Origin of the sequence: Pseudomonas capeferrum (genome assembly GCF_000731675.1) — a bacterium.
Taxonomy (GTDB): Bacteria; Pseudomonadota; Gammaproteobacteria; order Pseudomonadales; family Pseudomonadaceae; genus Aquipseudomonas; species Aquipseudomonas capeferrum.
Map to the genome: position 1 here is coordinate 1,350,948 of NZ_JMIT01000001.1, position 16,884 is coordinate 1,367,831.

At 58.1% G+C, this 16,884-nt stretch carries 26 protein-coding genes; 13 read left to right on the top strand and 13 right to left on the bottom strand.

Going from position 1 to position 16,884, the window contains the following annotated elements:
• Nucleotides 1–77: 77 nt before the first annotated feature.
• The 9 genes from PC358_RS06050 to PC358_RS06090 all read right to left on the bottom strand — a co-directional run bounded on the left by PC358_RS06050 (nucleotide 78) and on the right by PC358_RS06090 (nucleotide 5,245).
• Nucleotides 78–761, bottom strand: coding sequence for a hypothetical protein (locus PC358_RS06050; RefSeq protein ID WP_033698185.1), 684 nt, complete (start codon nucleotides 759–761; stop codon nucleotides 78–80).
• A gap of 11 nt (nucleotides 762–772) precedes the next feature.
• Nucleotides 773–1,090, bottom strand: a complete 318-nt coding sequence (locus tag PC358_RS06055) for a hypothetical protein (RefSeq protein ID WP_033698186.1) — start codon at nucleotides 1,088–1,090, stop codon at nucleotides 773–775.
• On the bottom strand, nucleotides 1,087–1,356 hold the full coding sequence (locus PC358_RS06060; RefSeq protein WP_033698187.1) for a hypothetical protein: 270 nt from the start codon (nucleotides 1,354–1,356) through the stop codon (nucleotides 1,087–1,089). The genes PC358_RS06055 and PC358_RS06060 overlap by 4 nt, the downstream gene beginning before the upstream one ends.
• Nucleotides 1,353–2,642, bottom strand: coding sequence for a tyrosine-type recombinase/integrase (locus PC358_RS06065; RefSeq protein WP_033698188.1), 1,290 nt, complete (start codon nucleotides 2,640–2,642; stop codon nucleotides 1,353–1,355). Before PC358_RS06065 ends, PC358_RS06060 begins: the two co-directional genes overlap by 4 nt.
• The gene (locus tag PC358_RS06070; protein WP_033698190.1) at nucleotides 2,639–3,067 is read right to left on the bottom strand and encodes a VRR-NUC domain-containing protein; all 429 of its coding nucleotides are present in this window, start codon (nucleotides 3,065–3,067) and stop codon (nucleotides 2,639–2,641) included. The genes PC358_RS06065 and PC358_RS06070 overlap by 4 nt, the downstream gene beginning before the upstream one ends.
• Nucleotides 3,064–3,360: a DUF1364 domain-containing protein gene (locus PC358_RS06075; RefSeq protein ID WP_033698191.1), complete on the bottom strand. Its 297-nt coding sequence runs from the start codon at nucleotides 3,358–3,360 to the stop codon at nucleotides 3,064–3,066. Before PC358_RS06075 ends, PC358_RS06070 begins: the two co-directional genes overlap by 4 nt.
• A 24-nt stretch (nucleotides 3,361–3,384) precedes the next feature.
• Nucleotides 3,385–4,071: a replication protein P gene (locus PC358_RS06080; protein ID WP_033698192.1), complete on the bottom strand. Its 687-nt coding sequence runs from the start codon at nucleotides 4,069–4,071 to the stop codon at nucleotides 3,385–3,387.
• Nucleotides 4,068–4,796 (bottom strand): DnaT-like ssDNA-binding domain-containing protein, encoded by a 729-nt coding sequence (locus tag PC358_RS06085; RefSeq protein ID WP_050506067.1) that lies wholly within the window; start codon nucleotides 4,794–4,796, stop codon nucleotides 4,068–4,070. The genes PC358_RS06080 and PC358_RS06085 overlap by 4 nt, the downstream gene beginning before the upstream one ends.
• A 245-nt stretch (nucleotides 4,797–5,041) precedes the next feature.
• A complete protein-coding gene (locus tag PC358_RS06090; RefSeq protein WP_016712885.1) occupies nucleotides 5,042–5,245 on the bottom strand; it encodes a hypothetical protein in 204 nt (67 codons plus the stop codon).
• Nucleotides 5,246–5,334: 89 nt separating this feature from the next.
• Here PC358_RS06090 and PC358_RS06095 point away from each other — a divergent pair, with 89 nt between their 5' ends.
• The 9 genes from PC358_RS06095 to yejK all read left to right on the top strand — a co-directional run bounded on the left by PC358_RS06095 (nucleotide 5,335) and on the right by yejK (nucleotide 11,358).
• A complete protein-coding gene (locus PC358_RS06095; RefSeq protein ID WP_233428446.1) occupies nucleotides 5,335–5,985 on the top strand; it encodes a LexA family protein in 651 nt (216 codons plus the stop codon).
• Nucleotides 5,986–6,220: 235 nt separating this feature from the next.
• Nucleotides 6,221–6,472: a DUF1654 domain-containing protein gene (locus PC358_RS06100; RefSeq protein WP_033698194.1), complete on the top strand. Its 252-nt coding sequence runs from the start codon at nucleotides 6,221–6,223 to the stop codon at nucleotides 6,470–6,472.
• Between the two features lie 631 nt (nucleotides 6,473–7,103).
• Complete coding sequence (locus PC358_RS06105; RefSeq protein WP_033698195.1) at nucleotides 7,104–7,292, top strand: hypothetical protein; 189 nt, start codon at nucleotides 7,104–7,106, stop codon at nucleotides 7,290–7,292.
• A 193-nt stretch (nucleotides 7,293–7,485) separates the two neighbouring features.
• A complete protein-coding gene (locus PC358_RS06110; protein WP_033698196.1) occupies nucleotides 7,486–8,337 on the top strand; it encodes a ParB/RepB/Spo0J family partition protein in 852 nt (283 codons plus the stop codon).
• A 6-nt stretch (nucleotides 8,338–8,343) separates the two neighbouring features.
• Nucleotides 8,344–8,727 (top strand): helix-turn-helix domain-containing protein, encoded by a 384-nt coding sequence (locus tag PC358_RS06115; protein WP_033698197.1) that lies wholly within the window; start codon nucleotides 8,344–8,346, stop codon nucleotides 8,725–8,727.
• Between the two features lie 18 nt (nucleotides 8,728–8,745).
• Nucleotides 8,746–9,015: a hypothetical protein gene (locus PC358_RS06120; RefSeq protein WP_033698200.1), complete on the top strand. Its 270-nt coding sequence runs from the start codon at nucleotides 8,746–8,748 to the stop codon at nucleotides 9,013–9,015.
• A complete protein-coding gene (locus PC358_RS06125) occupies nucleotides 9,012–9,560 on the top strand; it encodes a hypothetical protein (protein ID WP_033698202.1) in 549 nt (182 codons plus the stop codon). Before PC358_RS06120 ends, PC358_RS06125 begins: the two co-directional genes overlap by 4 nt.
• An 81-nt stretch (nucleotides 9,561–9,641) precedes the next feature.
• Nucleotides 9,642–9,998, top strand: a complete 357-nt coding sequence (locus tag PC358_RS06130) for a hypothetical protein (RefSeq protein ID WP_033698204.1) — start codon at nucleotides 9,642–9,644, stop codon at nucleotides 9,996–9,998.
• A 349-nt stretch (nucleotides 9,999–10,347) separates the two neighbouring features.
• Nucleotides 10,348–11,358, top strand: coding sequence for a nucleoid-associated protein YejK (gene yejK, locus PC358_RS06140; RefSeq protein WP_033698207.1), 1,011 nt, complete (start codon nucleotides 10,348–10,350; stop codon nucleotides 11,356–11,358).
• A 36-nt stretch (nucleotides 11,359–11,394) separates the two neighbouring features.
• Here the strand turns inward: yejK and PC358_RS06145 are convergent, their stop codons facing one another.
• Nucleotides 11,395–11,799 (bottom strand): DUF3224 domain-containing protein, encoded by a 405-nt coding sequence (locus PC358_RS06145; RefSeq protein WP_033698209.1) that lies wholly within the window; start codon nucleotides 11,797–11,799, stop codon nucleotides 11,395–11,397.
• A 114-nt stretch (nucleotides 11,800–11,913) separates the two neighbouring features.
• On the opposite strand from PC358_RS06145, the gene PC358_RS06150 reads away from it, so the two are divergent.
• Nucleotides 11,914–12,459, top strand: a complete 546-nt coding sequence (locus PC358_RS06150; protein WP_033698213.1) for a phiTE_072 family protein — start codon at nucleotides 11,914–11,916, stop codon at nucleotides 12,457–12,459.
• A gap of 22 nt (nucleotides 12,460–12,481) precedes the next feature.
• On the opposite strand, the gene PC358_RS06155 is transcribed toward PC358_RS06150, so the two are convergent.
• Nucleotides 12,482–12,679 (bottom strand): hypothetical protein, encoded by a 198-nt coding sequence (locus PC358_RS06155; protein ID WP_033698215.1) that lies wholly within the window; start codon nucleotides 12,677–12,679, stop codon nucleotides 12,482–12,484.
• A gap of 150 nt (nucleotides 12,680–12,829) precedes the next feature.
• Between PC358_RS06155 and PC358_RS26965 the strand changes: the two genes are divergently transcribed.
• Nucleotides 12,830–13,462 (top strand): polysaccharide lyase family 7 protein, encoded by a 633-nt coding sequence (locus PC358_RS26965; protein ID WP_077068435.1) that lies wholly within the window; start codon nucleotides 12,830–12,832, stop codon nucleotides 13,460–13,462.
• Nucleotides 13,463–13,605: 143 nt separating this feature from the next.
• Entirely contained in the window at nucleotides 13,606–14,190 is a 585-nt protein-coding gene (locus PC358_RS06165; RefSeq protein ID WP_081874719.1) for a hypothetical protein, read from the top strand.
• Nucleotides 14,191–14,332: 142 nt separating this feature from the next.
• On the opposite strand, the gene PC358_RS06170 is transcribed toward PC358_RS06165, so the two are convergent.
• Both PC358_RS06170 and PC358_RS06175 read right to left on the bottom strand, forming a co-directional pair.
• Nucleotides 14,333–14,974, bottom strand: coding sequence for a hypothetical protein (locus PC358_RS06170; RefSeq protein WP_156056767.1), 642 nt, complete (start codon nucleotides 14,972–14,974; stop codon nucleotides 14,333–14,335).
• Nucleotides 14,975–15,281: 307 nt separating this feature from the next.
• Nucleotides 15,282–16,118: a hypothetical protein gene (locus tag PC358_RS06175; protein ID WP_156056769.1), complete on the bottom strand. Its 837-nt coding sequence runs from the start codon at nucleotides 16,116–16,118 to the stop codon at nucleotides 15,282–15,284.
• 489 nt (nucleotides 16,119–16,607) lie between these two features.
• Between PC358_RS06175 and PC358_RS06180 the strand changes: the two genes are divergently transcribed.
• Nucleotides 16,608–16,856 carry a hypothetical protein gene (locus PC358_RS06180; RefSeq protein ID WP_156056771.1) on the top strand — a complete coding sequence of 83 codons (249 nt, stop codon included), beginning with the start codon at nucleotides 16,608–16,610 and terminating at the stop codon, nucleotides 16,854–16,856.
• Nucleotides 16,857–16,884 lie beyond the last annotated feature (28 nt).

The window sequence follows — 16,884 nt, forward strand, 5'->3', positions numbered from 1 at the left end:
GGCCGGGTTTCTGAATGTTTTCGCCAAAGGCGAAATTATGACGATGGCAAAATAGTGCCAGAACACTCCTCAAAACGTCAAGCGGCTAATTCGCCATCCTCGTCCCAGTCTCGGATCCTCTCAACAGCCGCCGAAATTGGCTTCAGTGCCTGCCGGTCCAACTTGTCGATCTGCGAACCTAGTCGCCCCCAAATCTCCTGCCAATCACGAGCCCAGTTCTGAGGGTTCATCTTCTCCCCGGTTCGCTCCTCGACGAACAAGCAGACCGCTCCAGGGCCCATTCCCTCACGACCGGCCACCAGCAGTTTGTGGGACTGAAGCGCAGCCATTGCCATCCAGTAAGCACGCTGCTTTTTGCGGTCGGTCAGCGAGTCGAGCCCGCTGCCAAGCCAGACCAGGCCATGTGCGATGCTCAGGTCGTTCCCATTCGCGATTGGCGAATAGAGGAAGTTGCCGAAGTGCCGGAGACTTTTCGGCAGCGAGTCAATTGCGAGAAGGATCAGTCCAGCAGTGAGCATGTGAATACATTTGGACTCTGTCAGTCGGCGCCCGGATCGGGTCTCCTGAACATCCTCAGTGCGGACCTTGTAAACCTTAGCCACCTCTTTGCCGTCATGGTTCTCCAACATAACCATGATCTTGTTTTCTCCTGAGCCGAACTTTCTACCGATCACAGCCGCCTCAGCGGCGACTGCCAGAGCAGAAGGCCGGTCTTCGTGGAGTGCATCGTGCCAAGCCTGGCGAGCGCAAATTACCTTCATGTCCTTCCCCCTCAATCCCCGGTGTAGTTGGTGCCGCCGGCGCCGCGCCGGTTGCTTCCCTGATATGTAGCCTCAGGCCCGGACGCCTGAGGGCTCTTCAACTGCTCGATCTGCCGGAGCGCCGCCCGAAGCCTCATGCTGAGCTGGGTCACCAGTACATCCAGGGGCAGGGCCTCACCGGTTGCTGCTGCCACAAAGCCCGAGGCGTTGCAGTGGTCGCATGGCAGTTCGTGAAACAAACCCTTGGTGACCGCTCTCCCACGGCACAAAGGGCACTTGTCCAGCTCGATCACGGCCTTCTTGAAGGCTGGGCCGTGCTTCTTCATCAGCCGACCACCTTCAGCCCTTGGGCGCGCAGCGACTTTTCAGCCACCTCGTGGGCCCACTGCCCATCAGGGTCACCCATGATCAGTTCGAAAGGGTTTCTGATGCGCAGCGATTCGCGAGAGGCCTGCCAGATCAGGAAATAGATCGGGTAAGGGTGAATCAGCTGGCTCTCGCACCACGCAGCGAAGTGCGGATAGCCAGGATGGGCGGTGATTGACTGCTTGAGCACCGAAGGAAGGTCAGAGCGCACCTTGTCGCCGTTTTTCATTTCGAATCCTCGCTTATGGTGGATACCGGAAATCCGTCGAAACCCGCACGTTCTGCCGCCCGCGAGAGAATCCATGAATCCATTGATCTATCACCGGTCAAGCCGTGAACCGACTCGAAACCCTTCTGATCAAGGTGTGCGTGCCACTTCTCCAGCGCCTCACGCTTGCGGGCCATGACGTCGGACTGGATGTACACCTTCACGTTGTGGCCCATGGCATGGTTGATCAGTAGCTCGCCCACCAGGTGGTCAACACCCAGGTCAGCCCAGCCGGTGCGGGCCAGCTTGCGTAGGTCGTGGCTGGTCCATTCGCCTTGGCCCATGACCGTGAACACAGCAGAGGCCTTCGCTTCACTCATAGGCTTGCCCTGTCGGCCCGGGAACAGGAACTGGCCGTCATATCCCTGGTTGCGCTGGATCTCGCGGTAAGCCATCAACAGGAAGCGCACCTGGTCGGTCAGTGGCAGTCGGTGCTGAACGCCGGTCTTGGTGTGCTCGGCAGGAATGAACCACTCCCGCTCGGCCAGGCTGATGTGGTTCCAGCGAGCCAGTCGGGTTTCACCCAGCCGGGTACCGTGGCACAGCATCATCAGGGCCAGTACGCCATGCTGCGGGAGGTTCGCCAGGGTGCTCTTCATGCGCGACATCAGGTCTTCCAGGTGCACACCGCGCAGCCGCGACGGCTTGACCGTGACCTTGACCTTCGAGAAGTCGCCAAAGCGAATGCCGGCCATGGGATTGGAGCTGAGCAGGCCGAGCTTGGTGGCCTGCCGGAAGGCCAGTGCCAGCAGCTGGAACACCAGGCGCACGTAGTCGATCGACAGCGACTCTTGCAGTGGCCACATCAGTTCGCGATCGAGCAGCGCCTTGTCGATTTGGGCCAGCGGGATTTCGCCCAAGCGAGGCACCAGGTGCTGCTTGATAGCCGACGCCGCCGTGCTCTTGCGCTTGCCCGACAGGTTGCGGTCACGGGACATGCGCGCAGCGAACCAGGACAGCAGCTCACCAGTCAGCACCCAGCTCGATAAGCTCGATCCTTCGCCAGCCTCCAGTCGCAGACGGATATCCGGCAGCGCTGCGGCCACCTTGGCGGCGCTCAGTTCTGGGTACGAGCCGATCAGGTTCCACTTACCCTTGTGGATCAGGTACCAGGACCCGCGCTCACGGGAACGGTGGAACCGAAAATACAGGCCGTGATTGCCCAGGGCACGCAGGTCGCGCACCTGGCCGGCGGCCTGCCGGCGAATCTCTGCATCGCTGATTTTCACAGCGGCGGTGTTGGTCATGCTGCAACCTCCGTTTTAGGCAGGGCCAGGTACGCCCTCAGGCACTCCATGGCGTCGAAATACCCCTGACACACAACGGCCAGGTAGCCTTGGTCGTTCAGCCGGCGAATGCACGCTTGCTGGCTGGAGGAGACAGGCGCCGGGTCAACGGTCGCCTTGAATTCGATGTACAGACCGAAGTACCCGCCTCGGGCCATGGTCAGCACCAGGTCGGGGATGCCGGCCTTCACGCCCTGGGCCTTGAGTCTCTGCGCCACGCCCTTGTGCCGGTGACCGCCGTTCGGGACGTGGTAGATCAGCTCGAACACCTCGGGATAGCGCAGCTGGATCTCTTCGAGCAGGGCAGCCTGTTCCTGCCCTTCCCTGTCCACGGGCTTGGCTCGGGAAACCTTGGTCTTGTACGGGCGAAGGGCGGGAGCATTCATGCGACCAGAACCCCCTCGCTGATCAGTTGAGCCTGCGTCCGCATCACGCCTTCGGCGTGGCACTGGCGGGCAGTGCTACGGTCGATTTGCCGGCTACGGCCGTCACAGGCGTCATGGCAGGCGCTGCAGGCCCAAGCGCCCTGCAGGTCGTTCGGTTTGCGACCCACGCCGCAGGTGCCGGCCATGCGGTAGTGCGCCAGAACGGTGGTTTCCGGGTTGCCGTTGCACACGCCCGGGATGCGCACTTGGCACTCCCGGCCACGGGCGGCCTTGGTCAGTTTTGTTTGGCGCACAAGATCGCCTCCTTGCTGGTTTATTTATCGGCGCCCCGCCAAGCGGGCACGCATGGCGGCTAGGGCAGAGTTTCCGACTTGCGGGGTGCTGCGTGCGGCAACCTCTGCGGGAAGGGCTAGTGGCATCTTCTGCAGCGGCTCCCCAGCCATCAGCCGACGAACCGCAATGCTGTAGTTGCGCTCGAACAGCTTCGAACTGGCATCGGACGGCAGCTTGTTAAGGTTCTCGAAGCCGCATTCCTTGGCCGCGTGCCAGATCGCGTCGTGACTCCACTTGCCCCGGCCAGCCATCGCTGGATGGGCATTGCGAGTTGCTTCGCGGAAAGCGGCCGCCAAGGCCGGCAGACCGAGCATCTCTGGTGACGGCTGGCACCACTGGATAAACTCACCGGGCGGCGGGATGAACGGCGCCCCCGACTGGCGGCAGCGCATCAGCCCAAACTGCAACTGCTCGGGCTTGCAGATTCCAGCCTCCAGAAACGCGGTAAGCCATTGCTGCTTGGACGCGTTGTAGGTGGCCTGGTCTGGCCAAGCCTGCTTCCAGGCGGTGCAGATCGAGCGCAGATCGCGGAACAGGTCGTTGATCACCTCCGCAGTCTTCCGATTGAGTTCGGCCTTCACGTCATCGGGCAGCTCATATCCAGTAGGGATGTGCTGGCCGGACTGGACCTTGGCCCATAGGCCATGAGTGACAACTGCGACTGGGTTCATTGGGCGCTTCCTTGCTCGATCCACGACGTATCGCTGTCGTCGAGCTGCTGGCCACCAGATCCTGCCCGCAGAGGAACGACCTTCGCAGCATTCGCAAGGTCGCGCTTTCTCCAGCCGACCAGATCGGCGATCCACTGACTCTCGGTCTTTGCCAGCCCCTTCGCGTCGTGATGGACGACAAAGCCCGAAATGGCCTTTTCCGAGAACTCCTCGACGGCTACCCCGGAGCGCTTGGCGTAAGCCTCAAGCTGAGCCTGGTCAGGGGTCCAATCGAGGAACATCGCGAACGGCTCGCGCGGAGAGTGTGTATTACTTCCCTTCCCTTCCCTTCCGGGGGTGAGGCCTCGATCACCGCTAGACGAGCCTTCGCCGACTTCTCGGCGAGAGCTCGGCGAAGGCTCAACGAATTCAGGGTGCTTTACGGTAGGTCTGTCGATCTTCTGGTGGTGCCATCCGTTGACGTGCAGATACTGCTTCGATGCCGCCTCGTAGATGGTAATGAGTCGGTTCGTTACCAGCTCAGTGAGAAGGCCTTCCACCGCAAGCGCAGTGATGTCGTCACCAGGGAAAACGAGAGCTTTGATGGTCTTCGGGGACATCGGATGGTTGCCTGCGTCGTCGCAGAAGTTCCAGATCCCGATGAACAGGAGTCGAGCCATCGCCGAGCACTCCATGACCTGTTCACTGGTCCAGAACTCAGGCTTGATGGTGCGGATTCGAGCCATTACGAACGCCCTCCATGACTGGCAGCCTGACGCGTCAGATTCGGCGAAATGCCAAAACCTGACGTGGAAAGCGTGGTATTGCCTGCATCGGCCATGCGGTGCATAATCGACCTCGATGTTGTTTCAAGAAGACCGCCCTGCCAGGCGGTTTTTTTTCGTCCGCTGATTGGCTACTGGATGCCTGAACAGCTGGACCACCCCACTACTGGCGCAAGGCCAGGTCACGCATACTTCATCTCACAAGTTCATCCGGCGGCTTGCTCACTCCCCGGCACGTCTTGGCGTTTAGCGATCAGCAACCCGCCAGACTCCTTTTCGAGGACGCACTGCATGGGGTATGAAAATCCGCCGGATGTCCTGCATTGAGAAACCCGGCTTCCGCTGACACCCAGCGCGTCGCCGATGGCCTTCCCTGACCCGAAAAACTTCAGGGCCTCGTCAAATGTCATGGCTTTGCTCCTCCTGTTTGCGGCCAGTTTAGAAAGATTAACAACCTATGGCAAGTTATCTAAACATCGAAATGTTTAGAATCCTAAACATGGAATTCAAAGACAGAATGAAGTCGCGGATGGAGGCCCTTGGCCTGCGCGCGACAGACATAAGCGAGCGCCTAAAGGTCTCTCGTGCCACCGTTACGTTCTGGCTGAACGGGACAAACGGCGCGAAAGGGAAAAACCTGCTGTCTCTTGCGGAGCTGCTGGGATGCTCAGCAACTTGGCTTGAGACAGGGAAAGGCCAAGAACCTGGGCCTGGCTCCAACGTTGAGCCGGCATTTCGCCCATTCAAGAAAGCGATCAGCTATCCAGTAATCAGCTGGGTTGCCGCCGGCCAAAGGGCTGAGTCGCCTGATCAATATGTTGGTGGTGCTGGATTGTATTTCGAGTCTGACCAGAGCGCGGGCGAACACGGATACTGGCTTGAAGTGAAGGGCAATTCGATGGTGTCGAGCTCAAGCCCGAGCTTCCTTCCAGGAACCTACGTACTTGTTCAGCCCGAAGGGTTTGATCTGGTGAGCGGCAAGTACTACATCGCCCGGCACCGCGACGGCGAAACCACGTTCAAGCAGTATGTCTACGATGCAGGAAAAGAATACCTGGCCCCGCTCAATCCGGCCTTCGAGACCGTTCAGGTTAAAGACGATTGGGAGTTCATCGGTCGCGTGATCGACGTGAAAGTCACCGGGCTCTGACCCATCCGACTCGCATCAAGCCCGCCTTTGTGCGGGCTTTTTTGTGCTCCGACGTTGTACATGTGCGAAAAGTTTACACACCAGCCAGTTGTTTTCGCCTTGCCAACTAGAAAGCCCTTCGGCAGCCCAATAAATCAACAGCTTGCGAGAATCTATCTGCTTGATTTCTTGACAGGTGACTTTTTATACGCCGCTGATACTGTATGTACATACAGCTATTGCAAGGAGGTAACAGATGGCCAGAGCAAAAACCGCGACACCACCAGCCCCTACGACGTATGACCTCATAGGCTTCAGGCTGCAGAAAATCATCAATTCGCCGGAGGCGCAGAGAGAGAAAGCCGTTGTCCTTTCCAAGCTTCCAGAAGAATCGGATACCGACTGGGATCAAGTGGTCAGCGACATTTCAGAAGTCGACAACGTTACGGTTGGAAATCTGGCCGATGGCAGTATCAAGGTTCAATGGGTAGTCCCGTTCGAAGGCTGATTTAACCCCTCCTCCCCCCCTCGAAAGCCTGCGCAAGCGCGGGCTTCCCGCTTCGCTCCCCATCCCCCTCAAAAATTCTTGTTAAGTTTTCTTAAAATATTCCTTGACCATTTTTGTTAAGTTTTCTAAATTTCGCTTAACGGCGAGCCTGCAGCGGTTCGCCGGGGCTACCAGGCCACCGCTCTTTACACAACTCGACCGATTCAAGCTCCTGCCGGGAAAGGCGTTAGCGAATCCACATAGCCATGCGGCTCCCTGGGATTGGCCGTATCGACCTCGGTAAGCGGGAGCGGCAACACGAATCTTCGAATTAGCGCCCCGAGCTTCGGCATTGAGGGGCGCCGGACCTCATGCACCCTGCCCCAATCAATCGGGCACACAGAGCTGCAGCGTGCATGTTGTAAGGACCTGCGATCCATGGCGAACAGGCACTGATTGCCGCCATGAGGAGGAAGCTCGAAGCCCACACCGACGAAGACCGGCCAGCCCTGCAATCAGCGGCGGGTAGCGGGCCAGCACCGCTGACGTAGTACCCCGGCCTGTCGCCAGTAGCGAGGCCGGGATTCACAGACGATTCCCCGATGCGCCTCAAGTGGAGCGCATCAGGGGGAATCCACTGGAGGAACATGCGATGAACCAACCTGCAACAGAGCCCGTGAAATGCGCCAGATGCCACCTGCCGGTGGACAAGCCGATCTACGTAACCATCCACTTCATTGGCTTCGACCGCCAGTCCGGCAAGCGGGAGGCCATGAGCGAAAGCCTGCCCTTCTGCAGCGAAGAGCACGCCAGCCAAGAGCAAATGAGTCGCGAGAGTTGACGATTTCACTGGCTGGCCTTGGCGACAGGCTACATCGTCATAAAGCTCACCCCCGTTAACCTTAAGGCTATTAAAACCTACCATCGTTAACCTTAATTCGACTGAATTGGTCGTGACGTTCGCTCTCCCCGGGTCCGGGAGGTACACGGCAGCGAGCGTCACGACCAATGCAGCCCAACGGAAGTGAATTGCAATGGCAAAGTCATTCAAACAGATGATCAAGGATGGCGAGGTTCGGCGCGCCGACGCTATGAAGGTGCAGCTGGAAGACCTTCACGAAGAACCAGGCTTTAACCTTCGAACCGAAGGCGATGCCCTGGAGTCGAGCATCGACCTGCTAGCGGAGTTCATAGCCGGCGGCGGTCAAATTCCACCGCTAGAAGTCCGGCCACGGGCAGAAGGTGGTGTGTGGGTTGTCGATGGCCACCGTCGACGCCGCGCGCTGCTCAAGTTGGACAACGCGGGTCGTTTACCACGAACGCCGAGCAAAGCTAACCCGGCAATCTTGGAGGCGTGGATCCCAGTTAACTCGTTCGAAGGCAGCGATGCAGATCGAGTTGCGAGGATTATCACTAGCCAGGAGAACGAGAAGCTGTCTCCGCTTGAGCTCGCCGAAGGTTACAAGCGACTGAAGGCATTCGGCTGGACTCCTGAGCAGATAGCCAAGAAGGTCGGCAAGACCCGTCAGCATGTCGAGCAGGTGCTCACCGTGGGAAACGCGAACACCGATGTACAGAACCTGGTAGCCGCCGGCCACGTTTCAGCTACGACAGCTGCACAGGTTGTTCGAGAACATGGCGACGGCGCAGGGCAAGTACTGGGCGCCGAGCTGGAAAAGGCCCAGGCGAGCGGTAAAAAACGAATAACCGCCGGATCTATGAAGGGCCCATCGATACCGAAGCCCAGGCTTGAAGCAGTGCACTCCGCATCACGCAATCTAATTGCATCACTGAACTCGATTGATGAGGACAGCCACTCCCTCACCATTCCAACTGCGCTTGTCCTGCAACTGCGCGAAGCCCTGGACGGCGCCAAACCGAGATAGCACCTCATGGACACGATCACTTGCGGCTCATGGATAGGCCATCTTGGCCGAGGCCTGGCGCCTCGCGAATTGCAATGCATCCTCGACGTCGCCCAGGGCTCCACCACCAAGGAAATCGCCAGGCACTTCGGAATCAGCGAAAGCGGTGTCGAGAAGCGTATCGGCGACGCCATGCTGAAGCTCGGCGTTGCCCGCCGCGCCGCAGCCGTGGCGGAAGCCATGCGCCGCCAGATCATCAGCCCGCTCTGCATCTTGCTGGTTGGCCTCATGGCCATGCACGCGGCGATCAACGACAGCGACCCCATGCGCCGCGACCGCCGCGCACCGGAGCGCCGCACCGCCCAAGTTCGAATCGTTCGCAAGGCCGAGTCCTTCGAATACCCCGCCTGACCCACCCGAGGATCACCCATGCAGACAGCAATGCACCCTGCTTTCGAGCAGAAGCTTGCCGTGCTCGCGGCCCTGCTCGAGCGCAGTAAGTCAGTGAGGGCCGAGGCGCACGCCAAGGTCAACCAGCCCGCACCGCGCTACCAGGCATCGGGCAAGGACGGGAAATGGGATGTGGTGGAGATCTCCACCGGCGCCGTTCAGGGCTACGCCTTCACCTATCGGGCCGTAATGCGCTTCGTTGATGCGATGGAGGCAGGTGCGGCGAGCAAGGGAGGCGGACTTCAATGATCGGCAGCCCAAATCAAGACCAGCGCAGCGCTGTCCTTGCCCAGCTCACTGCGAGCATCGACAGCTTCTTCCTCGAAGGAGGAAGCGTGCAGAACCTGCCGGGCTGCCAGTACGTACCACACCGCGTTCGCCGAGAGCTTGAACCCGAGCGAGCGCCGGCGGAGCCACCGCCGAGTAAGCGAGTTGCCAAGCGGCTGCAGCATCTTGCGGTCATTCGCGAGCTGGCCAAAACCATGACCTACGCCGAAGCGATGACCCATACAGGGCTTTCGCAGTCATGCCTCGTTCGAGCTGCGTTTGATGGCCAGTTCAAATTCAGGCCCGACCCAAGGCGCGGGAAAGGCAACCTTGGCAAGAAGCTCAGTGATCCAGCCCTGGATAGGGCCAAGGCAAAACAGATCATCGCCTATCGCAATGTGGGCATGACCAGAGCTCAGGTTATTCGAGAGCTGCAAATTTCCTTCAAGCAGCTAGGGCGGATCGTTCGAGAGTTCGAAATCGACTTCCCCACCGCCGCCGAAAAGCGAGCGACACGAAGATCATGAGACGCATCACCGCGCGCGCCCGGCACGGCCGGCGCCAGCAGCACATCAATCTGCCGCCTAGCGGCTTGGGAGGTATCAGCGATGGCCGAGGAAAAGACCGGGGTCGCGAAACACTCTGCGGACTACCGGGCCCGGCAGAAGGCTCAGGCGAAGAAGCTGGGAATCGAGAAGGTTTTCTTCAGTATGCCGGAAGGGATCAAGGCTGCTATGGCTGCCGAGATCGAGCGCCACGGTTACGAGCAGGTGCAGGAACTCTGGCAGGATCTGGCCTTGTCGTGGATTTCGCAGGATCCTGAAGAGCGGACGCGTCGGCTTGAACGACCTGACGCGCCAGCTTTTTACATCTCGCCAAAACTAGCGCGCCATTTCGAAGAGGCCAGCATGGCTGAATTCCGAAGAGACCCTGACGACGACATTTGCAGCCCTACTAGTCCTTGAACAACACGCGACCATTTGCGTAAGCGCCAATCGCCCTGAGGTCCTCTGTACTTAGCGTTGATGCGCCTTTGAGGATGAGGCGCCCAGCGCCCATGGCTGCTCGGGATGCCAGTTGGCAAAGCTCGATTGTTGTCCTTCCAGAAACGGACATCTCGATCGCAACCCCTGCATCGATTAGTTCAGCCAGCTCGTTTAGCGGCCTTGCTTCGAATCCCATAACGGCTCCTTGATCAGGCCCTATGCCTGCCTGCAAGTAGTACCGCACCAGAGCCTCGAAACACAAATACTCGACACTTTGCCGCGTATTTCGATAAACACCATGCCGCCAGCCGGCCACGGAGGAACACCCATGCCCATTCGCCACGCAGTGATGCACTTCATCGACAAGAAGCCGGACGGCAGCCCGGCGGCCCTGCACATGGCCAGCGCCAGCCTTCCGGAAAGCGCTGCCATCGAGAATCTGGTGAACGATGTGAACGACGGCTACAACGCCAAGACCGGCAAGGCCTGGGGATTCTTCCACAGCGAGTCCGGCGCCTACCCTCTCAGCGGTTGGCTGGCCAAGGTCGTCAGCGGCGACATGCAGTTCATCGACTTCACCTGCACGGCGGTTGAGCACGTGACGCGCCTCATGGAGGAATCCAACCTGGCAGTCGGCGGGCACGTCCTGTTCGCACTGTACCAGCAGGGCCTGACCGACTACCTCACCATCGCCATCCTGCGTGAGGCCGAGACGATCTCGGTCGCCGATGACCTAACTGTCTCGGTATCGCGCCACCTGGATACCGACGCCCTGCACTTCGCCGCCCGGATCAACTTGAGCGAGTGGAAGCACAACCCGGCGTCGCGACAGTACATCTCGTTCATCAAGAGCAAAAAAGGGCGCAAGGCCTCGGACTACTTCCGCGATTTCATCGGCTGCCAGGAAGGCATCGACGGCCCGGGTGAAACCCGCACCCTGCTCAAGGCGTTCAGCGACTTCGTGGAGAGTGAGGACCTGCCTGAGGACGCGGCCCGCGAAAAGACCCTCACCTTGGTCGAGTACGCCACCGCCCAGACCAAGCTGGGGGAGCCGGTGACGCTACAGGAACTTTCCGAGCTGCTCGATGAGGACCGCCCCCAGAACTTCGCCGACTTCATCCACTGCGCGGGCTATGGCCTGTCGGCCGAAATACCCGCGGATAAGCGGACGATCAACCAGTTCCGCCGCTTCACTGGGCGAGCTGCGGGCCTGTCGATCAGCTTCGAAGCGCATCTGCTGGGCGACAAGATTGAGTTCGACCAAGAGGCCGGCACGCTGATGATCAAGGGAATTCCGACTCAGCTGGTCGACCAGCTCAAGCGGGCTGCAGACGCCTGACCAACTGGCGCTGCCCGTCCAGCCAGCTACCAACGATCAGGATTGGTCTGGTAGCGCATACTCAAATTTATAAGAGTGCTGCCCATCTGTGATCGTGATGACCATGCTACCAGTCAACCCCGAAAGCGCGTCAGTTCCGGAATCAGGTACCACGGTGATGGACTGAGCGGGTGTTCCACGATTCATAGACGAACTGTGTTGAAGTACGAAGCTCCCGCTGCGACCGTGCAAGGTTCCATGCACAACCTCCATGGCAACGTAGCCGGCCGAGCCTTGAAAGCTGCTGCGGAAAGACAACATCTCACCTTGGCTGGTGGCTTCTAGATCACCCTGAAACTGCTTGTCCAAAGACAATCGACCCAGGCCAGACTGCTCAGCGACGCTGCTCAAAGGTTCCGGATTGAGCGTGATGTCGAACGGCCCTATGGCGGTGTAATGCATTTCAAATTCCTTTTGACCCGGCTCGATGCCGGCCAACCGTAATACCTCATCACAAACCAAATTGCCACCATTCCGCATCCGGCCACGGAGGGCGGCGCATGCATGGAGAAAGCCATGAACGTCGAGACCTCGACCGTCACCAAGCTGCTGGTCACCGGTGCCGAAGGCCTGGACCCGGTCAGCGTCTACTTGGAAGACTTCGCGCCCTGCAAGGGCAAGATCACCGTCAGCTGCTTCGACAAGACCTGGCACGCCCATTGGGGAGGAATGTGGGATGGCCTGACGGTGGGCCAGTTCTTCTGCAGGCTAAACGAGGCATACATCATCGGTTACTTCGACCGATCGCTGAAATCCCGCCGGTTCAGCGCCGAGGCCCTAGCCAGCAAGGCTCGCAAGATCATCCTGCAGATGCGTCGTGACCGCGACCTAGATGCCGAGGATGCGCGAGACCTCATCGACGAAGCAGAGGGCTTAAGCCACACGTCATCCCTGGATGAATGCGGTGGGGCACACCGCGAGTTTATGCACCGGGTGTTTGGTGATGAGTGGTGGATTCTGCCGGCGGATGCTGAAGAGCCGAACCCGGACTGGGCCTACCTCTGCCGCATCATCGCGACAGTGCAGCAGTCCCTGGCCAAGCAGTTCCCGATCGCCGACTGACCCCGCGCTGCCCGCCAGCGCCTCAACGCTTTCCGCCAAGAACGGGGGGCAAGGCCGTGAAGAACCAGTAGATCCCAGTCCCTAGCACCAAGGTCCACCGGCTTTCCGGGTTGAGAAACATCCCGACCACGCCAAGCGCGATCAGCGCAACACCAGCCCACCGTCTGCGCTTCGGGTTGAACCACACCTGGAACGCCCGGAGCCTATCACGCAAACGCATCACCACTCTCCTTTTGGTAAGCGGCGAAGCATATCACCCCTATTCAACGATAACGCCTCCCCGGCGAGGCATCCGAATACCAGTCGCCTGACGAAAGTCGCAGAGGCGGCGCCCTATGAAATTCACACCCCAAACCACAAAGGAATGACCATGAATTACTTTGGAAACATCACCGCGCACGGCACGCTTTATCTCTATCCAGAGCGACCGCCGCAAGACCTCTTCTGGATCGACCAACTGGGCCACACCAACTACTGGTGCTCAGTCCAAGGTGGCACATCGGGAACCTCTAAGACCCCACGCACAGAGAGCCGCCAGACACTTCCTGACTCCCCTGTATCGTTCAACTGGATTCGCGGCAGCGCCAAGCACTCTATGGCAGGCCGGGTACGGGTCGAGAGCGCTCCATCTAGCGGTAAGGTTATCGTCGGTCAAATCCACGGACTGAATGCCCCGAACCCATTCCTGATGGTGATTTGGTGGAACGGCTTTGTTCGGATCGATGCCCGCGATAAACCAAGTAGCACAACCCGGACGCTGTTGAAGAAGGCAATCTCACTGGGCCAGCCCTTTGAATACAGCGTCCAGGTTGATGCCACCGGCGAGTTGAGTGTTCAGCTCGACACACTGTTCGGCAATGCAACAGTGAACACGGCATGGGACAAATTCCCGTTCTACTTCAAGGCTGGTTCCTACGTGATCGACAACGAAGGCCCGGTAACCGAAGGCGGCTGGGTAGTGTACGAGTCTTTCGACGTGTTCAACGGCGCGTTGCAACCCTAAAATCCAGTCAGCCCCGAGCTGACTGACCAGATCCTGGAAGAGTCCAAGTCAGGCTTCCCTTACTGACTCTTCCAACTGGCCTAATCAACAAATCCACCATGCCGCATCCGGCCACGGAGGGCGGCGCATGCATGGAGAAAGCCATGATCGAAGCCACCGAGGAGCAGCTCGGCCTACTCTGGCACACCCTGGGCCTAAACCCGGGATGCCGTACCGGCAACAGAAACCACTTTCTCACCAGTCCAGGCTATGACGACGCCAACAACTTGGATGTGCTGGTAGAGGCAGGCCTGATGACGCGAGGCAAGGCGCCAGCCTTCTGTGATGCTGATGACGTGGTGTACCGGGCAACGCCTGAAGGCAAGCAGTTTGCGCTATCCAAGCTGCCTCCACCGCCGCCACCTCGAAAGTACACCAGGTTCGATGCCTATCTCGACGAGTGCGAGTGCTACGACGGCTTCGCCCACTTCCTAGGGATCAACCAGCCGCAGATCCAGCAGCGCGGCACCTGGGACAACTACGAGTACCGGATGGTCCGCTACCCACGCGGAAGTGCCTACTGCGAGCATCGCCGGCCTACCCGTTTCGCGTACTGGTCGCCCTACGAGACGCTTGAGGTCGCCGGCGAGTGGGCGCCGACCATGAAAGCGGCCAAGGTCAGCTACAAAGAAGCGCTTCGGCTGCACCAGGCCAAGGGCCGCGCCGATAAGAAGCGCCTCGCGGCCTAACCCTCCGGCGCTGCCCGCCAACGCCTTCCCCTATTCAACGATAACGCCACCCCGGCGAGGGCGCGTGTAACAGAAGCCTCCAGTCCACACTGCACTATTGACGCTAATACTGGATCGGCCTCGAATATAGAGATAATGCCACCTAAGAAGTAAGTTTTCTTACGCGACTGAAACCGCCAGCCTCGTCAAAGTGGCGCGTCAACTCGAATCGTTGGCTTCCTAGCTTGCCACTACTCCTTTTATATTGGATGGTGATCTCAGTTCGGTCGTCGTAAATTAGCTCAGTCGAAAAACGCACCTCGCCGTCCTTGTGAAGCGGCTCCAAGTCAATATTAAATAACTCTCCACTACTCATCACATAAGAAAGATTTACACTGTCACAGTACTCACCCTTATTAGAGACGGTAAGTAGATCATATTCCACCCCATCTTCAGGGTCTGTATCAGAGCCCCTATAGGTCAGATATAAGATTGGCTCTAGCGATCGCTCATGGTTTTCCAACGCAAGCTTTTGCGCCTCAACCATTTGTATTTGCTGTTGAACTGATGCATTTAGTTCGGCTGCCTGCATCTTAAGCGCTTTCGTTCCCTGACGTAGCTCATCTCCTTGCTGAAAGTAACCAAACACTAGCCACGCTAGGGCCAGAGGTCCGAATGCGCCGGCCAAAAAATCACCTAATTCATTTAACGGCAGGCAACGAAACTCATCCCATCTGCCCAGCAGAATTAAGAAAAAGCCACCGACGTATATCACCGTAAATACGACTGCTAATTGTGTTCTCAAACTGAACCCCTATCGCTGTGGTATGGACCAATATACCGGCCAGGAGCCATCATGCCCATCACCTACGGAAGCGTCTGCAGCGGCATTGAAGCTGCGACCGTAGCCTGGCACCCGCTGGGCTGGCGTGCCGATACAACAGCCAGTCACGCGATGCCCAGCCATACGGCTGGATGACCGTGAACTGCGGTTGGTGGCTTGCTGGGTGGCGTGACCGAGGCATTGAGCTCACTTCTTGAAAAGCATCACCGCGTACCTCTGATTCTTCAGAGATCTCGGCAGAGTCCCCCCAGTTTCCTGACAATAGAATCTAGGCTTGATGCTGAAAGAAAAAGCTCACCAAATAACAACCAGCAGCTAACGACAATATGATGGGTATTCCAACCTCTACAACCAACATACGCAGGTTCTGGGATTTCAAAAGCAAGCTGAAACGCCTATCAAACCTAGCGAGAGATTCTGGAACCCGAGTATTGGTGATCGTGGATTCCGTTGAGTCTAGGGAGCGTCTAATTTGCTCTAGCGTGTTATTCATTCCTTGTATAGAACTGCTCACACTACCACCTACAGTCATATCTCGCTGCTGCAACTGCTCAACATGGACACTGAACTGCTGGACACTCTCACCCACACGATTTAATAAATCGGAATAAGCCGTCATTGAGCGTGCCTCTTGAATCCACCAGGTGTATAACGTCGATTGCTTAGGGTCGTCTGGATAATCTGCCCCCGTCGCCCCTAATTTCGCGCCTGTAACGAAGGCAAGCTTAGTGCCAGTCACACGTACAGACCACTCCGAGTAGAGCTCATAACAATACCAAATAAAATGAATTAAGGAATAAATGAGAACTATGGAGAGCCCGACCATAAGCTTAAATGGTGTTACTCCAGTCAACTTGACCCCAAGAATGGAAAAATCTGAGCCAGCCTCAATCTCTCCAACGATCAACACCAGCACCACCATAGATACCAGAATTAAATTTCTACGCAACTTCGCAGCAGTTTCAGATATATCAAATCCTACTGGCTCACCTAAAACCCTTGCAATTTCTTCCCGCGCTGGATGCCGCCTCACAATACTGACCTCAACTATAGAGCAAAAATAGATTAATACTTCAACCTTATAAGGATCACCACCATGGTGCATCCGTGTAGGGAGAGTGATATCTACGCGACATTACTGCGATGAGAAGTTACTAAGGAGAGTTGCTAGCACCTGCAGCGAGACCGTAACGGCAGCCGCGATCGCCGCTCGACTGTTCCACTTGGATTGTAATCGGAGCGTACCGTACAACTCACCACCGTTAACGATAGTCACATCCCATGACTCGATATCAGGTGAGTTCTCAAGCCCCGGCGGCGGCGGAGCCTTCACCACGGCTGACTTTACCCAAAATGCTGCCGAAAGAACGCCGGATAAAAGAGAAGCAACGTTCACCATCAATGCACAGTCCACAGACAACTCCCTGATCCGGCCCCATGCCGGGCCGAACATCAATACCCCACTTCAACGAATCACGCCACCTCAGCGAGCGCGGCACTTGCCGACGCCCGGAAGCAGACCAAGATCACCAAACCCAGCGGAAAGGCTGGCTGCCCCCCCCTAGAGCTGACGCTCGCTGAGTGGACTGAGGCAGTGCAGCGCAACGCCGACGCCATCATGGCCGGCGAGAAGGTGAAGCAGCTCAGCGCCCTCTTCTACACAGCGCAGCACGCGAAGCAGTTCATCGAGCTTGCCAAGAAGACCAGCGCATGCCGAGACCTCAAGATCCGCTGCAAAGCTGCCCTGCTCGACGAGAAGGGCAAGAAGATCCTCAGCCCCAAGACCAGAATGCCCGTTATCGGCTGGGCGGACTGGGTGCCTGAAAACTACAAAGCCGCCTAACACGGAAACCCCCATGACCACAGCAATC

Coding starts and splice junctions, on each gene's coding strand:
- PC358_RS06130 (WP_033698204.1), top strand. CDS start 9,642: ATGGCCGAGGAAAAGACCGGGGTCGCGAAACACTCTGCGGACTACCGG.
- PC358_RS06120 (WP_033698200.1), top strand. CDS start 8,746: ATGCAGACAGCAATGCACCCTGCTTTCGAGCAGAAGCTTGCCGTGCTC.
- yejK (WP_033698207.1), top strand. CDS start 10,348: ATGCCCATTCGCCACGCAGTGATGCACTTCATCGACAAGAAGCCGGAC.
- PC358_RS06065 (WP_033698188.1), bottom strand. CDS start 2,642: ATGACCAACACCGCCGCTGTGAAAATCAGCGATGCAGAGATTCGCCGG.
- PC358_RS06085 (WP_050506067.1), bottom strand. CDS start 4,796: ATGGCTCGAATCCGCACCATCAAGCCTGAGTTCTGGACCAGTGAACAG.
- PC358_RS06125 (WP_033698202.1), top strand. CDS start 9,012: ATGATCGGCAGCCCAAATCAAGACCAGCGCAGCGCTGTCCTTGCCCAG.
- PC358_RS06175 (WP_156056769.1), bottom strand. CDS start 16,118: ATGCACCATGGTGGTGATCCTTATAAGGTTGAAGTATTAATCTATTTT.
- PC358_RS06150 (WP_033698213.1), top strand. CDS start 11,914: ATGAACGTCGAGACCTCGACCGTCACCAAGCTGCTGGTCACCGGTGCC.
- PC358_RS06110 (WP_033698196.1), top strand. CDS start 7,486: ATGGCAAAGTCATTCAAACAGATGATCAAGGATGGCGAGGTTCGGCGC.
- PC358_RS06090 (WP_016712885.1), bottom strand. CDS start 5,245: ATGACATTTGACGAGGCCCTGAAGTTTTTCGGGTCAGGGAAGGCCATC.
- PC358_RS06050 (WP_033698185.1), bottom strand. CDS start 761: ATGAAGGTAATTTGCGCTCGCCAGGCTTGGCACGATGCACTCCACGAA.
- PC358_RS06060 (WP_033698187.1), bottom strand. CDS start 1,356: ATGAAAAACGGCGACAAGGTGCGCTCTGACCTTCCTTCGGTGCTCAAG.
- PC358_RS06100 (WP_033698194.1), top strand. CDS start 6,221: ATGGCCAGAGCAAAAACCGCGACACCACCAGCCCCTACGACGTATGAC.
- PC358_RS06145 (WP_033698209.1), bottom strand. CDS start 11,799: ATGCATTACACCGCCATAGGGCCGTTCGACATCACGCTCAATCCGGAA.
- PC358_RS06155 (WP_033698215.1), bottom strand. CDS start 12,679: ATGCGTTTGCGTGATAGGCTCCGGGCGTTCCAGGTGTGGTTCAACCCG.
- PC358_RS06165 (WP_081874719.1), top strand. CDS start 13,606: ATGATCGAAGCCACCGAGGAGCAGCTCGGCCTACTCTGGCACACCCTG.
- PC358_RS06095 (WP_233428446.1), top strand. CDS start 5,335: ATGGAATTCAAAGACAGAATGAAGTCGCGGATGGAGGCCCTTGGCCTG.
- PC358_RS06080 (WP_033698192.1), bottom strand. CDS start 4,071: ATGAACCCAGTCGCAGTTGTCACTCATGGCCTATGGGCCAAGGTCCAG.
- PC358_RS26965 (WP_077068435.1), top strand. CDS start 12,830: ATGAATTACTTTGGAAACATCACCGCGCACGGCACGCTTTATCTCTAT.
- PC358_RS06105 (WP_033698195.1), top strand. CDS start 7,104: ATGAACCAACCTGCAACAGAGCCCGTGAAATGCGCCAGATGCCACCTG.
- PC358_RS06115 (WP_033698197.1), top strand. CDS start 8,344: ATGGACACGATCACTTGCGGCTCATGGATAGGCCATCTTGGCCGAGGC.
- PC358_RS06070 (WP_033698190.1), bottom strand. CDS start 3,067: ATGAATGCTCCCGCCCTTCGCCCGTACAAGACCAAGGTTTCCCGAGCC.